Origin of the sequence: Pseudomonas sp. NY15364 (genome assembly GCF_048068235.1) — a bacterium.
Classification (GTDB): Bacteria; Pseudomonadota; Gammaproteobacteria; order Pseudomonadales; family Pseudomonadaceae; genus Aquipseudomonas; species Aquipseudomonas mendocina_D.
The window spans coordinates 1-13,499 of the sequence record NZ_JBLUPX010000009.1 but is presented as its reverse complement, the minus strand read 5'-3'; the positions used below and the strand labels follow the sequence as shown (position 1 = coordinate 13,499).

Genomic DNA, 13,499 nt, shown 5'->3' with positions numbered 1-13,499 from the left:
ACGCCACGTCGGTCGAGCCCGGCGACGACCACAATTGCGACAGGATTCAACCCTCAAGCACCCTGCTTCAACCATTCACTGGGGCTCGCCCCCACCTTGCGGCGAAATGCGCGGGCCAGGGCCGAGGGGCTTTCATAGCCGACCTCGTCGGCAATCAATGCCATGGGCCGGCCCTCGCGCAGACGCTTCTGCGCCAGGCTGACGCGCCAGCCCACCAGGTAATCGGCCGGTGTAGCACCGACCACATCGTGAAAGTGCGCGGCGAAACTGGCGCACGAAATACCGGCCAGTGCCGCCAGCTCGGCCACCGACCAGCCATGCTGCGGTTTCTCGTGCAGCTGATTGAGCGCACGGGCCAGGCGTGGTTCGGCCAGGCCCGCCATCATCCCCGAGGCCAGCTCGCGGCTGTTCATCAGATGACGCAGCAGCTGGATCACCATCAACTCGAACAGGCGGTTGAGCACCAGCTCGCGCCCGCAATCGTCTCCTGCCGCCTCGGCGGACAGCCAGTCCAGGCAGCCGCTCAGGCTCGGTAGCTCGCGCAGCGGTTTGACGATGGCGCCGGGCAATGCCCGCGACAGCGGATTGTCGATGCCGCCATCGAAGGCCAAGGTGGCGCAGACCAACTACCTTAACAACCTGTCCGAAACCGCCGTCGACTTTCCACCCGTAGCCATCTGACAAGACAGGAGGTGCGCCATGCAAGCCGTCACTCTTTACACCACCGACCATTGCCCCTACTGCGTCAATGCCAAGAGCCTGCTGACGCGCAAGGGCGTGGCCTACGAGGAGATCGACGTGGGCAGTTCGCCGCAACGTCTGGCAAAAATGCTACAGCGCAGCAACCGCCGTAGCGTGCCGCAGATCTTCATCGGCGAACGCCACGTCGGCGGCTTCGATGACCTCGCCGCACTGGAACGTGACGGCCAGCTGGATGCGTTACTGCAGGCCTGAGTGTTGAAGGCCGGCCTGATGGCCGGCCTACTCCTTTTCGCCAAAATGGTCGCCTTCGCTCTCATGTTGCGGGCCATCGCGGCCGATACAGGAGCGGCAACATCAGCCGAATAGGCTGAACATTGCCCTGCGCCCTATCTCGAAATGGAGTTTTCCCATGCGTCTCGACGCCCTCTCTTTGAAATCCCGCCTGATCATCGCGGTGGCGATTCCCTGCATCGCCCTGCTACTGGTGGCGCTGACCAGCCTGAGCAGCATGTCCAGCATGCATCGGGACACGGAGGTTCTCTATATCAATACTGCCGCACCGATGCGCGCCATGGCCGAGGTGGCCTCACGCATTCCGCGCATGCGCGTCGGGCTCGACATGATGCTCCTGCAGGAAACTCCGCTGCGCGACGAACGCGGTGTGAAATCCCGCGTGCAGGATGCTCGCAACGAAGATGTGCCGGGCATGCGCGAGGCAATGCGCCAGGCCGTGGCAGCGCAGGTCAACCCGGAGCGCAAGGCGCAGGCGCAACAACTGCTCGATCAGTTCGAAGCCATGGTCAGCAACGAACTGAACCCGATGCTCGCCGCCTTCGATGCGGGTGACATGGCCAAGGCGCAACAGATCTACCGCGACCAGTACGCCAAGACCTACGGCGTGATGCGCCAGGGCGCCAACGACCTGCTCGATGCCCTGCTCAAACAGGCCGAACAACAGAACCTGCACAGCGCACAGAGCTACGACGATGGACTGATCCGCCAGATCGCCATCATCGCCATCGGCCTGCTGGTGTCGATCATCATGTCCTGGCTGATCGTCATCCAGCTGCGCCGCCGCGTCAGTGTGCTGCAGAACAGCCTGGGCCAGGCAGCCGACAACCTGGCCCTGGACACCCGCATCGACCTGCCCGGCCAGGACGAGCTGAGCGAGATCGCCCGTAGCTTCAACCAGTTCATCGACAAGGTGCACGGCGCCATGCGCCAACTCGCCGACAACTCGCGTCAGCTCTCGGGCATGGCCCGTGACGTGGCCGAACGCGCGCGCCTGACCCAGAGCAACTGCACCGCGCAGAGCGACCGCACGGTACAGGTGGCCACCGCCATCAACGAGCTGGGCTCGACCGTCAACGAGATTGCCCGTAACGCCGAGAACGCCGCAGAAGTCGCCCGCGAAGCAACCCAGCACGCCAGCGACGGCAGCGCCGTGGTCAGCCAGGCGCATCGCCAGGTCGATGCCCTCAACGGCGAACTGGAACAGGCCGCCAAAGTAATCGAGGCCCTGGCAGCCCAGACCGACGCCATCAGCACCACGCTCAACACCATCCGCAGCATTTCCGAACAGACCAACCTGCTCGCCCTCAACGCTGCCATCGAAGCAGCGCGTGCTGGCGAGCAAGGCCGTGGCTTCGCCGTGGTGGCCGACGAGGTGCGCACCCTGGCCAGCCGTTCCGGCGCATCCACCGAGGAGATCCAGCAGGTCATCGACCGCCTGCAGAACGAATCACGCTCGGCCGTCGAGGCCATGGCCAAGGGGCAACGGCAGAGCGCGCTGGTGGTGGAGTACGCGAGCAAGGCGTCGGCAGCGCTGGAGCAGATCAACAGCCATATCGGCCAGATCAGCGATCAGAACATCCAGGTCGCTACCGCCACCGAGGAGCAGTCCAGCGTGGTCGAAGACATCAACCGCAATATCGTCGACATCAACGAGCTGACCGTCGGCACCACCCATATCGCTGATCAGCTCAACCAGGCCAGCAGCGACCTGCAGGCGCTGTCGAGCCAACTGGATGGGCTGGTGGGCCGCTTCCGCCTGTAAGGCTCAGCGCAGATCCTCATCGATGCGCTGCAGCAGGTAATCGTAGAAGGGGTTGGAGGTCGCCCGCTGCAGGCTGTCCAACCCCACCACCAGCACACCATGCTCACCGCGCGGCGCCAAGGTGCCGAGGGCTACGCCGTAGTTCTCGTCCGGAGTGGGATCACTGCCATACAGCGGGTCGCTGGGCGGGAACGGCAAGGCCACATGCGACAGCGAGAACAGCTGGCTCGGATAATCCACGCCCAGCGACTGACGCTGCATCTGCTGACTGCCTGCGGCGATGCGCCTGGTCTCGACCTCCCTCCCCTGCACGGCGGCCACACCAACCACGGTCAGGTCAAAATCACGCTCGACCGGTGGGAGCAGTTGCTCCAGCAACCCGCTCATATCGTTTCGCAACAGCGAGCCAGCCGCCCGCGAGCGATTGATGTCGAAGATGACCAGTTCGCTGCCGTTAGCGGGCAGACGCTCGAACAGTTGGTGCACCACGGCCGGTGTACTCACCGTACTGTCGGCCAGGGATTGGAAGGCCAGTACCGGTGGCAGTCGTGACAAACGACCGTCGGCCTCGGCGGCGTCGAAGGCATTCTGCACCTCGCGGGTCAGCTCGTAGGTCTGCCGCGCCGCGTGCACTGGGAAGGAGTTGTACTTGAACGGGTTGAACTCCGGCAGCACGTTCATCCAGGCCGACTTGGCGAACGCCGGCAGCACCGCGGGTAGGGCCGCCAGCCCGGCGTAACGGGCGTAGCTGGTGACGCCGATCATCGGCGAAATCAGCACCAGGCGTTGCGGCATGGCTAGGCGCTCATCTTCCAACGCCGCCAGGCTGTAGCGCAGCGCCAACGCCCCGCCATTGGAATAGCCAACCATATACAGCGGCCCGTCCGGCACCTGGCGCCGCGCTTCGCGTACAGCCAGACGCGTGGTAGCCAGCCATTGCTCCCAATGCGCAGCGGTAAGCGCCGCCGGAACCGTGCCATGGCCGGGCATGCGCGGCACCACGGCGAGCAGACCTTGCTCGCTCAGATGCTGGGCGATGTGGCGCAGGCTGTAGGGTGAGTCGGTCAGGCCGTGCAGCAACACCACCACACCCCGTGCCGGACCTGGCGGCTGCAGGATAAAAGAACGGTTCCAGTCACGCGGAAGATTGCCGGGGTATACCGGGCTGTTGCTGGCGTAGCGGCTGTAGCGCGCCGTGCCGGAGGCCGTGACCGGCTCGATCAGCTCACGCTGCAGACGCTCGAACAGGGCCGCCTCGGCAGATACGTAGATCTGCCAGTCGCCGTCGTCCAGCTCGCTGACCTCAAGCTCCTGCGGCACCAGGCGGTGCCAGGGTTCCAGTTCGGGCAACGCCGACAGCCCGGCGATGCGTATGCCGAGCAAGGCCACCACGATCAACAACAGCACTACCAGCGTCCAGGCCATCACGTTGCGCATGCGCGGTAAACGCATCAAGCGCCTCCCACAAGATCTCTGGCCGGGAAAATCCGTCCCGGCGACCGGCCTGGGGACTGTAGTGCAAAGCTGCCCTCAATCACCACCAACTTGCCTAGAACATATGGATTTCCATATATTCGCCAACCCGCATATAAAGACCTGCCCAATGCCCGATCACCTCTTCCCGCCCGCTCTGTTCAAATCCCTGGCCGACGAAACCCGCGCGCGCGCCGTGCTGCTGATCGCCGATCAGGGAGAGCTGTGCGTGTGCGAGCTGGTCTGCGCGCTGAGCGACAGCCAGCCGAAGATCTCCCGCCATCTTGCTCAACTGCGCAGTAGCGGCCTGTTGCAAGACCGCCGCCAGGGCCAATGGGTCTACTACCGCCTGGCGCCGGACCTGCCGCAGTGGGTGCGCGACGTACTGGCCGCCACCCTGGCCGCCAACCGCATGTGGTTGCAGCAGGACGCCAGCCGTCTCGCCAACATGGGCGACCGCCCTGCCCGCCTCGCCACCTGCTGCTGAGAACACCGCATGCTGATCGCCGTCGCCATCTTCCTGTTCACCCTGATTCTGGTCATCTGGCAACCCAGAGGCCTCGGCGTGGGCTGGAGCGCGTCGCTCGGCGCAGTGCTGGCCCTGGCAGCCGGCGTGGTCAGCCTGGCCGACATCCCTACCGTGTGGAATATCGTGTGGAACGCCACGGCAACCTTTATCGCGGTGATCATCATCAGCCTGTTGCTCGATGAAGCCGGCTTCTTCGAGTGGGCGGCGCTGCACGTGGCGCGCTGGGCGAATGGCAGCGGCGCGCGCCTGTTCGCCTTCAGCATCCTGCTTGGCGCGGCGGTGTCGGCGTTGTTCGCCAACGACGGTGCGGCGCTGATCCTCACCCCCATCGTGATCTCCATGTTGCTGGCGCTGCGTTTCTCGCCGGCTTCGACCCTGGCCTTCGTCATGGCTGCCGGCTTTATCGCCGACACCGCGAGCCTGCCGCTGGTGGTGTCGAACCTGGTCAACATCGTCTCGGCCGACTACTTCGGCATCGGCTTCGGCGCCTACGCCGCAGTGATGGTGCCGGTGAACCTGGTCAGCGTCGCCGCCACTCTGCTGGTGCTGTGGCTGTTCTTCCGCCGCGACATTCCGGCGCGCTACGAAGTGGCGGCGCTGCAGGCGCCGATCCAGGCGATCCGTGACCTCAGCACCTTCAAGATCGGCTGGGCGGTGTTGCTGGCACTGCTGGTCGGGCTGTTTGCCCTGGAGCCCATGGGCATCCCCATCAGCGCCGTGGCGGCAGCCTGCGCCGCACTGCTGTTCGCGGTCGCCGCGCGTGGCAAGCGCATCGCCACCGGCAAGGTGCTGCGCGAGGCGCCCTGGCAGGTGGTGATTTTCTCCCTCGGCATGTACCTGGTGGTGTACGGCCTGAGCAATGCCGGCCTGACCGCCGAGCTGACGCGCCTGCTCGACGCCTTCGCCGGCTACGGCATCTGGGGCGCGGCGCTGGGCACCGGCCTGCTCAGCGCGCTGCTGTCGTCGCTGATGAACAACATGCCCAGCGTGCTGATCGGCGCGCTGGCCATCGACGCCAGCCAGGCCAGCGGCGCAGTGCGTGAGGCGATGATCTACGCCAACGTGATCGGCTGCGACCTGGGGCCGAAGATCACCCCCATCGGCAGCCTGGCCACCCTGCTCTGGCTGCACGTACTGGCACGCAAGGGAATCCGCGTGACCTGGGGTTACTACTTCAAGGTCGGCATCTTGCTCACCCTGCCGGTGCTGCTGCTCACCCTTTCGGCCCTGGCCCTGCGCCTGAGCCTCTGACCCGGAGCCTTCCGATGAAAGTCCTGTTCATGTGCACGGCCAACAGCTGCCGCAGCATCCTCTCCGAAGCCATGTTCAACCACCTGGCGCCGAGCGAGCATCAGGCGGTGAGCTCCGGCAGCTTCCCGCGCGGCGAGGTGCTGCCACGTACGCTGCTAACGCTGCGCGACGCCGGCATCGACACCGAGGGCCTGAGCAGCAAAGGCAACGACGCCTTCGAAGGTTGCCCGCCGGATATCGTCATCACCGTCTGCGACAAGGCGGCCGGCGAAGCCTGCCCGGTATACTTCGGCCCGGCGCTGAAAGCCCACTGGGGCCTGGAAGATCCGTCCCACGTGGAAGGCGACGAGGCCAGCATCGACGCCGCCTTTCACGCCACCCTGGCGCATATCGAACGACGCTGCCGCGCCTTCCTCGCCCTGCCCCTGGCAGACATGAGCCGCGACGAGCTGCAGCAGGTGCTCAACCGTATCGGCCAGGAGTGAGGACGCGCGCATGAACGACGAACTACCCAATCTCGACCTAGGCCTGCTGCCGGCACAAGGCAGCGACTCGGCCCCGGCACCGCACATTCTGCTGCTGTACGGTTCCACCCGGCCGCGCTCGTTCAGCCGCCTGCTGGTGCAGGAAGCGGCGCGCCTGCTGCGGCACCTGGGCTGCGAGACGCGCATCTTCGATCCGTCCGGCCTGCCACTGCCGGACGACGCCCCGGTCGAGCATCCCAAGGTGCAGGAACTGCGCGACCTGATGCAGTGGTCTGAAGGCCAGGTGTGGTGCTCGCCAGAACGCCACGGCGCCATGTCGGCAGTATTCAAGGCGCAGATCGACTGGGTGCCGCTGGCCGTGGGCGCGGTGCGTCCGACCCAGGGCAAGACCCTGGCGGTGATGCAGGTCTGTGGTGGCTCGCAGTCGTTCAACGTGGTCAATCAATTGCGTGTACTCGGCCGCTGGATGCGCATGTTCACCATCCCCAACCAGTCATCGGTACCCAAGGCCTTTCTCGAATTCGGCGATGACGACCGCATGCAGCCGTCGCCGTACTACGACCGCCTGGTGGACGTGATGGAAGAGCTGGTGCGTTTCACCTGGCTGCTGCGCGATCACCCCGAATTGGTGGACCGCTACTCCGAGCGCAAGGAGTCAGCCGAGGCGCTGTCACAGCGGGTCAATCAGCGCAGTATCTGAAGCGCTTCAGTACGGCGACAATCGCGGCTGAAGCCGCTCCTACGTTGTGGAGCGGCAACAGGCACCACTGATAGGCTGTGCGCATGAACCTCGTTGCTCGCCTGCAGGCCCTCATCACCAACGACGCTCGGCGCTTGCGCATCCTGCAGCAGGTGCGCGGACTCGACTTGCCCGATTGCTGGGTGGCCGCCGGTTTCGTGCGCAGCGCAGTCTGGGATCACTTGCACCAACGCTGCGATTCGCCGCTACCAGAAGATATCGACGTAATCTGGTTCGACCGTTGTCAGCCCTCCTCTGCTCGCGATGCTGAGCTGGAGACGATCCTGCGCCACCGGGACGAATCGCTGCAGTGGTCGGTGAAGAATCAGGCACGCATGCATCTACGCAATGGCGATGCGCATTACACCTCGGCCACCGAAGCGATGCGGTATTGGCCGGAGACTGCGACGGCAGTAGCCGTGCGGCTGGATGTGCAAGGTGAGGTTGAAGTTGCCGCACCGCTCGGCCTGGAAGACCTGTTCGGCCTGATCGTGCGCCCGGTCGGAAGGTTCAAGGACGAGAAACAGCCGATCTACCAGGAACGATTGCGCAGCAAGAATTGGCTGGCGACTTGGCCCAAGCTGAAGATGCTGCAGTAGGGTGGATCACGCCTTACCGATCCACCGGCTGGTGGATGTAAAGAGCGACATCAACCCTACGACAGAAACACCGAGGGAGGCGCTTTAGCGGCGACAATCGCGGCTAAAGCCCCTCCCACGGAGCCAAGGTCAGATACCCGCCACCACCGCGCAGATGCCCTGCGCACTACCGGCGAACTGGCTGCACAGGTGATTGATGGAGGTCACCAATACCTGTTCGGGCGAGGAGATGAAATCCACCGACATCATCACACTGAGCATGGTGATGCTGATGATGGAGAAGGTGAACAGCTTGCGCGCCCACACCCGATCATCGACGGCCTTGTAGCCCGACACGCCCATCCACAACCAGTAGGCACCGCTCAGCGCGGCGACCACGAAGTAGCTGTAGCCAGCGTAGCCGCTGAGCGTCAGCATCAGGGTCGCGACCACAAAGGCGGCGATGTACAGCACGATCTGCCGCTTGGCAGCCGAAATCCCCTTGATGACGGGCAGCACCGGGATGTTCGCGGCCTGGTAGTCATTGAAACGGAAGATGGCGATGGCATAGGAATGCGGCATCTGCCACAGGCTGAAGATCAACAACAGGATGGCCGCGCCGGCATCGAACTCGTTGCTCACCGCGCAGTAGCCGACCACGGGCGGAGCCGCCCCGGACAGGCTGCCGACCAGGGTGCCGTACACCGAGCCACGCTTGAGCCACAGGCTGTAGAGGCCGACGTAGACCACGAAGCCCATCAGCACCAGCATCACCGCCAGGGTGTTGGTGGCGGCGTACAGCACAGCCACCCCCGCTACCCCGAGCACGCAGGCATAGACGATGGCGTGCGCAGGTGAAACAAGCCCCTGCGCCAGAACGCGATTACGCGTGCGCTCCATCTTCTGGTCGATGTCCCGATCGATGTAGTTGTTGAACACGCAGCCTGAGGCGATCACCAGCGAAACCCCCAGCGCTGTCGCGAAGTACAGCGCCAGGTTCGCATCGCCGCGCGAAGCCAGGAAGAAACCGCCCGTCACGGAAATCAGATTCCCGAAGACGATGCCCGGCTTGGCGAGGTTGAGGTACTGCTTCAGGAGCGCCAGCATCAGTTGATCATCATGTGATAGTGCATGCTCCACATGATCCAGACCGACAGGCCGACCACGAACACGATGACCATCACAGTGAAGATCATCGAAATCACGTTCCAGCGGCCTTCCGCGTCAGTCTTCATGTGCAGGAAGTACACGAGGTGGACGAGCACCTGCGCCAGGCCGAAGAGCACCACAGTGATCAGGGTCGCGCCACGGCTCAGGCCCAGCACGTCAGGATGCATGACCAGCATGAAAGGGATCACGGTGAGGATCACTGACAGGATGAATCCGATCAGGTAATCCCTGAAGCCCACGGCGTGGGCGGCGTGATTGTCTTGGTGAGCCATTTACAGCACCCCCAGCAGATAGACGACGGTAAACACGCAGATCCACACCACGTCGAGGAAGTGCCAGAACAGGCTGAGCAGCCCGACGCGGGTCTTGTTGGTGTCAGTCAGGCCACGGCTGCTGATCTGCGCCATCAACACCAACATCCACAGCAGACCGGCACTGACGTGCAGACCATGGGTGCCAACCAGGGTGAAGAACGCCGACCAGTAGGCGCTGACCTGCGGCCCGGCACCTTCATGGATCAGGTGGCGGAACTCGTACAGCTCGATGCTGATGAAGGCCACGCCGAACAGGAAGGTGATGCCCAGCCAGCGCAGCACCGCGCCCTTGTCGCCACGGTAGGTGGCCAGCATGGCCATGCCATAGGTGATACTGGAAAACAGCAGAGCGAAGGTTTCCACCAGCACCAGATGCAAACCCGGACGCAGCATTTCCTTCGCGGTGGGACCACCGGCGAAGGAGTTGCTGAGTACCGCGAAGGTGGCGAACACCGTGGCGAAGATCAGCAGGTCGGTCATCAGGTAGACCCAGAAGCCGAACAGCTTGATGCCACTGGTGTCGTGGTGGTGCTCATGGCCATCGTGGCCATGAGCGTCATGTGAGAAGTGGGGTTCGTAAGCGGTCATGGTTAGGCCTGTACCACTGCATTGGCTTTGGTTTGATGGTGCGCCTGCTCGATCCGAGCGATCTCTTCAGGCTGCACGTAGTAGTCGATGTCTTCGTCGTAGGAACGCACGATGAAGCTGGCGACAGCCCCGACCAGGCCAACGATGGCAAGCCACCAGATGTGCCAGATCATGGCGAAACCGAAGGCGATGATGAAACCTGCCACCACCAGACCATTGCCGGTGTTCTTCGGCATGTGGATCGGCTCGTAGTGCTCCGGCGCAGGCATCAGCTCGACACTGTTCTTCTTCGCCTCATAGAAAGCGTCGATCTTGTCCGCCGTCGGGATGACCGCGAAGTTGTAGAACGGTGGCGGCGAGGACGTCGCCCATTCCAGAGTGCGGCCATCCCACGGATCGCCGCTCACGTCGAGGTTTTCCTTGCGCTTGATGTAGCTGGTGACGAACTGCACCACGGTGAACACGATGCCGATACCGATCAGCACCGCACCGACCACGGCCACCTGCACCCACGGCACCCAGGCCGGGTTGTCGAAGTGGTTGAGGCGACGGGTCATGCCCATGAAGCCCAGCACGTACAGCGGCATGAAGGCGAAGTAGAAACCGATCAGCCAGCACCAGAAGGAGTAACGGCCGAAGCGGTCGAGCAGCTTGAAGCCGAAGGCTTTCGGGAACCAGTAGATGATGCCGGCCAGGTAGCCGAACACCGCACCGCCGATGATCACGTTATGGAAGTGAGCGATCAGGAACAGGCTGTTGTGCAGCACGAAGTCAGCCGCCGGCACCGCCAGCAGTACACCGGTCATGCCGCCGATGGAGAAGGTCACCAAAAAGCCCAGAGTCATCCAGGTCATGGCGTTGAGTTGCAGACGACCACGGAAGATGGTGAACAGCCAGGTGAAGATCTTCACCCCGGTGGGGATGGCGATGATCGACGTCATGATGCCGAAGAAGGCGTTGACGTTGGCACCGGAACCCATGGTGAAGAAGTGGTGCAACCACACCACGAACGACAGCACGCCGATGGCCGCAGTCGCCCACACCATCGAGGCATAGCCGAACAGGGTCTTGCGCGAGAAGGTCGCCACCACTTCGGAGAACACGCCGAACGCCGGCAGGATCAGGATGTACACCTCCGGGTGACCCCAGATCCAGAACAGGTTGACGTACATCATCGGGTTGCCACCCAGCTCACTGGTGAAGAAGTGGAAATCCAGATAACGGTCGAGCGACAGCATCGCCAAAGCAGCAGTCAGCGGAGGGAAGGCGCCACAGATCAGGGCACAGGTGATGAGGATGGTCCAGGTGAAGATCGGCATCTTCATCAGGCTCATGCCCGGTGCACGCATCTTGAGAATGGTGGCGATGAAGTTGACCCCCGTCAGCGTCGTCCCCAAGCCTGATAGCTGCATGCTCCAGATGTAGTAATCCATCCCCACGCCGGGACTGTACTGAATCCCTGACAGTGGCGGATAAGCCACCCAGCCGGTCTTGGCGAACTCACCCAGGCCCAGCGACAGGTTGATCAGCAGCGCGCCGCCGACGAACAGCCAGAAGCTCAGCGAGTTCAGGTAGGGGAAGGCCACGTCACGCGCGCCGATCTGCAGCGGCACGACGATGTTCATCAGGCCGGTGACCAAGGGCATGGCCACGAAGATCAGCATGATGATGCCGTGTGCGGTGAAGATCTGGTCGTAGTGCTCTGGCGGCAGGTAGCCCTGGCCGTCACCGTGGGCCATCGCCAGGTGGGTGCGCATCATGATGGCGTCAGCGAAGCCACGCACCAGCATGACCAGTGCAACGAGGATGTACATCACGCCGATTTTCTTGTGGTCCACCGAGGTGAGCCACTCGCGCCACAGGTAGCCCCACTTCTTGAAGTAGGTCACCGCCGCGAACAGCCCCAGACCACCCAGTGCCACAATGGCCAGGGTAATCATGATGATTGGCTCGTGGTACGGAATCGCGTCCAGAGTCAGTTTTCCAAACATATTCACTCCTGCACCTCCGCTGCTTCGTGCATGGCCGTGCTGTGGGAATCTTTCAGGGTCACGTACTGCCCGATCACCTTGTTGAACAGGTTCGCCTCGACCTGGCCGAAGTAACGGATCGGGTAGATCGGGTAACGGTGATGGACCATCTCGCCAGGCTCGCCCACCTGCTTGAAGGCGGCGAAGTCCATGACCTCGGGCGACTGCTTGACCTTGTCGACCCACTGCGCGAAGCCTTCATCGCTGACCGAATGAGTGGTGAAGCGCATGGCCGAGAAGCCTTCGCCGCTGAAGTTGCCGGACTGGCCGAAGAACTCGCCCTGTTCGTTGGCAATCAGATTGAGCTGGGTGCGCTGGCCGCCCATGGCGTAGATCATCCCGCCGAGCTGCGGGATCGACAGCGCGTTCATCACCGTGTCGGAGGTGATGTGGAAGGTCACCGGGGTCTTCTCCGGAATCACCAGCTCATTGACCACGGCCACGCCTTGATCCGGGTAGATGAACAGCCATTTCCAGTCGAGCGAGACGACTTCGATGTTCAGCGCCGGCTTGTCCGATTCGATCGGGCGATAGGGGTCGAGCGAATGCGAGGTTTGCCAGATGATGACCGCCAGAACGGCGACGATGATCAGGGGAACGCCCCAGACGACCAGTTCGATCTTGTACGAATGTGCCCAGTCGGGCATGTAGGTGGCCTTCTCGTTCGACTCGCGATAACGCCAGCCAAACAGGAAGGTCATGATGATCACGGGTACCACCACGATCAGCATGAGTCCGATGGAGATCAGGATGAGGTTGCCCTGCTCGACACCGATCTGCCCTTTCGAGTTGAACAGTGCCCAGTCACATCCACCGAGCGCCGAGAAGGCAATCGCCATCACCAGCCAGCGCACACAACGATGGTATTTCTCTTCTTTCATGTCACGACCTTCAACTGAGTGAGCCCCACAATCGGCTTCAGTTGCCGTGCGGCCCATCGAGTAAAAGGCCGGCAGCGAGAACTCAGAGCTTGAGCATCCGTGCAAGCGAAGCGGTAAACCGTGGGAAGCGCGGATGTTGCAGGCTATGACGGCCTCATACAATTCATTAGCGGCCTACTTATGAGCGAACTTACAGCACCCTTTCGACATGTTTAGAAACATTTACGCAAAGATTTGAAACACTTTGCAGCAAGAAGCCGGCAAAGAATTGCAGGGGTGCGACAAATGATCACAGGCCCGTTTTAGAGCTGTTTGTCAGCAAATTGACAGGAATCATTGACACGAAAGATGCCGCCAGCTGACAGCGCGGCCTGCCTTGACATTGAGGAGATTTCGAGATTTTCGAATTCTGGCGATAGGCGGTTGGGCCTAGCGAAAGGCTGGGCCGCAGAGCGGCAGACAGAAAGAAATCAGGGATGGTTGGCGCTGTAGCCCGGACGCAATCCGGGGCGATTGAGCGCGGCCAAAAGCATCGCGGCTGAAGCCGCTCCTACCCCCTATTCCGTAGGAGCGGCTTCAGCCGCGATAGCTTCGTATGCGCTCCATAGACCCCATCTTCAACTGACCTCTCCGTATCCCGGATGCTGGGCTCCCTATTTTCCCGTGGAGTTCCGTCATGATGCGTCCCGACGCCAAAGTGCAG

The 13,499-nt window shown here is 62.6% G+C and carries 13 protein-coding genes and 2 pseudogenes; 8 read left to right on the top strand and 7 right to left on the bottom strand.

Translation table 11 applies throughout. The annotated features are described in order from the left end of the window. Positions 1–53 precede the first annotated feature (53 nt). Positions 54–626 (bottom strand): annotated as a pseudogene (locus ACNFCJ_RS09875) (helix-turn-helix domain-containing protein); the annotation flags it as partial. Between the two features lie 73 nt (positions 627–699). On the opposite strand from ACNFCJ_RS09875, the gene grxC reads away from it, so the two are divergent. From grxC to ACNFCJ_RS09860, 3 genes and pseudogenes are all read left to right on the top strand, one after another. Then, complete coding sequence (gene grxC, locus ACNFCJ_RS09870) at positions 700–954, top strand: glutaredoxin 3 (RefSeq protein ID WP_416771076.1); 255 nt, start codon at positions 700–702, stop codon at positions 952–954. A gap of 157 nt (positions 955–1,111) precedes the next feature. Further along, positions 1,112–1,900, top strand: a pseudogene (locus ACNFCJ_RS09865) (MCP four helix bundle domain-containing protein); the annotation flags it as partial. 18 nt (positions 1,901–1,918) lie between these two features. After that, on the top strand, positions 1,919–2,758 hold the full coding sequence (locus ACNFCJ_RS09860) for a methyl-accepting chemotaxis protein (RefSeq protein WP_416771238.1): 840 nt from the start codon (positions 1,919–1,921) through the stop codon (positions 2,756–2,758). 3 nt (positions 2,759–2,761) lie between these two features. Here the strand turns inward: ACNFCJ_RS09860 and ACNFCJ_RS09855 are convergent, their stop codons facing one another. Then, the gene (locus ACNFCJ_RS09855; protein ID WP_416771074.1) at positions 2,762–4,210 is read right to left on the bottom strand and encodes an alpha/beta hydrolase; all 1,449 of its coding nucleotides are present in this window, start codon (positions 4,208–4,210) and stop codon (positions 2,762–2,764) included. 151 nt (positions 4,211–4,361) lie between these two features. On the opposite strand from ACNFCJ_RS09855, the gene ACNFCJ_RS09850 reads away from it, so the two are divergent. From ACNFCJ_RS09850 to ACNFCJ_RS09830, 5 genes are all read left to right on the top strand, one after another. Then, positions 4,362–4,718, top strand: a complete 357-nt coding sequence (locus tag ACNFCJ_RS09850) for a metalloregulator ArsR/SmtB family transcription factor (RefSeq protein WP_416771073.1) — start codon at positions 4,362–4,364, stop codon at positions 4,716–4,718. A 9-nt stretch (positions 4,719–4,727) separates the two neighbouring features. Then, positions 4,728–6,011 (top strand): arsenic transporter, encoded by a 1,284-nt coding sequence (locus tag ACNFCJ_RS09845; RefSeq protein WP_416771071.1) that lies wholly within the window; start codon positions 4,728–4,730, stop codon positions 6,009–6,011. 14 nt (positions 6,012–6,025) lie between these two features. Next, on the top strand, positions 6,026–6,496 hold the full coding sequence (locus ACNFCJ_RS09840; RefSeq protein ID WP_416771069.1) for an arsenate reductase ArsC: 471 nt from the start codon (positions 6,026–6,028) through the stop codon (positions 6,494–6,496). A gap of 10 nt (positions 6,497–6,506) precedes the next feature. Next, positions 6,507–7,196, top strand: coding sequence for an arsenical resistance protein ArsH (gene arsH, locus ACNFCJ_RS09835; RefSeq protein WP_416771067.1), 690 nt, complete (start codon positions 6,507–6,509; stop codon positions 7,194–7,196). A gap of 83 nt (positions 7,197–7,279) precedes the next feature. Further along, on the top strand, positions 7,280–7,834 hold the full coding sequence (locus ACNFCJ_RS09830) for a nucleotidyltransferase family protein (protein ID WP_416771065.1): 555 nt from the start codon (positions 7,280–7,282) through the stop codon (positions 7,832–7,834). Between the two features lie 129 nt (positions 7,835–7,963). Here the strand turns inward: ACNFCJ_RS09830 and cyoE are convergent, their stop codons facing one another. From cyoE to cyoA, 5 genes are read right to left on the bottom strand one after another with little or no spacing between them, the layout of a single operon-like run. Further along, positions 7,964–8,920, bottom strand: a complete 957-nt coding sequence (gene cyoE / locus ACNFCJ_RS09825) for a heme o synthase (RefSeq protein WP_414208661.1) — start codon at positions 8,918–8,920, stop codon at positions 7,964–7,966. Beyond that, the gene (cyoD, locus tag ACNFCJ_RS09820) at positions 8,920–9,255 is read right to left on the bottom strand and encodes a cytochrome o ubiquinol oxidase subunit IV (RefSeq protein ID WP_416771064.1); all 336 of its coding nucleotides are present in this window, start codon (positions 9,253–9,255) and stop codon (positions 8,920–8,922) included. The genes cyoE and cyoD overlap by 1 nt, the downstream gene beginning before the upstream one ends. Next, positions 9,256–9,885 carry a cytochrome o ubiquinol oxidase subunit III gene (cyoC, locus tag ACNFCJ_RS09815; protein WP_143504435.1) on the bottom strand — a complete coding sequence of 210 codons (630 nt, stop codon included), beginning with the start codon at positions 9,883–9,885 and terminating at the stop codon, positions 9,256–9,258. Positions 9,886–9,887: 2 nt separating this feature from the next. Then, entirely contained in the window at positions 9,888–11,876 is a 1,989-nt protein-coding gene (gene cyoB / locus ACNFCJ_RS09810; RefSeq protein ID WP_416771062.1) for a cytochrome o ubiquinol oxidase subunit I, read from the bottom strand. Between the two features lie 2 nt (positions 11,877–11,878). Continuing rightward, the gene (gene cyoA, locus ACNFCJ_RS09805) at positions 11,879–12,796 is read right to left on the bottom strand and encodes a ubiquinol oxidase subunit II (RefSeq protein WP_416771060.1); all 918 of its coding nucleotides are present in this window, start codon (positions 12,794–12,796) and stop codon (positions 11,879–11,881) included. Positions 12,797–13,499 lie beyond the last annotated feature (703 nt).

Coding starts and splice junctions, on each gene's coding strand:
- ACNFCJ_RS09860 (WP_416771238.1), top strand. CDS start 1,919: ATGCGCCAACTCGCCGACAACTCGCGTCAGCTCTCGGGCATGGCCCGT.
- cyoC (WP_143504435.1), bottom strand. CDS start 9,885: ATGACCGCTTACGAACCCCACTTCTCACATGACGCTCATGGCCACGAT.
- cyoB (WP_416771062.1), bottom strand. CDS start 11,876: ATGTTTGGAAAACTGACTCTGGACGCGATTCCGTACCACGAGCCAATC.
- ACNFCJ_RS09845 (WP_416771071.1), top strand. CDS start 4,728: ATGCTGATCGCCGTCGCCATCTTCCTGTTCACCCTGATTCTGGTCATC.
- ACNFCJ_RS09840 (WP_416771069.1), top strand. CDS start 6,026: ATGAAAGTCCTGTTCATGTGCACGGCCAACAGCTGCCGCAGCATCCTC.
- grxC (WP_416771076.1), top strand. CDS start 700: ATGCAAGCCGTCACTCTTTACACCACCGACCATTGCCCCTACTGCGTC.
- cyoE (WP_414208661.1), bottom strand. CDS start 8,920: ATGCTGGCGCTCCTGAAGCAGTACCTCAACCTCGCCAAGCCGGGCATC.
- arsH (WP_416771067.1), top strand. CDS start 6,507: ATGAACGACGAACTACCCAATCTCGACCTAGGCCTGCTGCCGGCACAA.
- ACNFCJ_RS09830 (WP_416771065.1), top strand. CDS start 7,280: ATGAACCTCGTTGCTCGCCTGCAGGCCCTCATCACCAACGACGCTCGG.
- ACNFCJ_RS09850 (WP_416771073.1), top strand. CDS start 4,362: ATGCCCGATCACCTCTTCCCGCCCGCTCTGTTCAAATCCCTGGCCGAC.
- ACNFCJ_RS09855 (WP_416771074.1), bottom strand. CDS start 4,210: ATGCGTTTACCGCGCATGCGCAACGTGATGGCCTGGACGCTGGTAGTG.
- cyoA (WP_416771060.1), bottom strand. CDS start 12,796: ATGAAAGAAGAGAAATACCATCGTTGTGTGCGCTGGCTGGTGATGGCG.
- cyoD (WP_416771064.1), bottom strand. CDS start 9,255: ATGGCTCACCAAGACAATCACGCCGCCCACGCCGTGGGCTTCAGGGAT.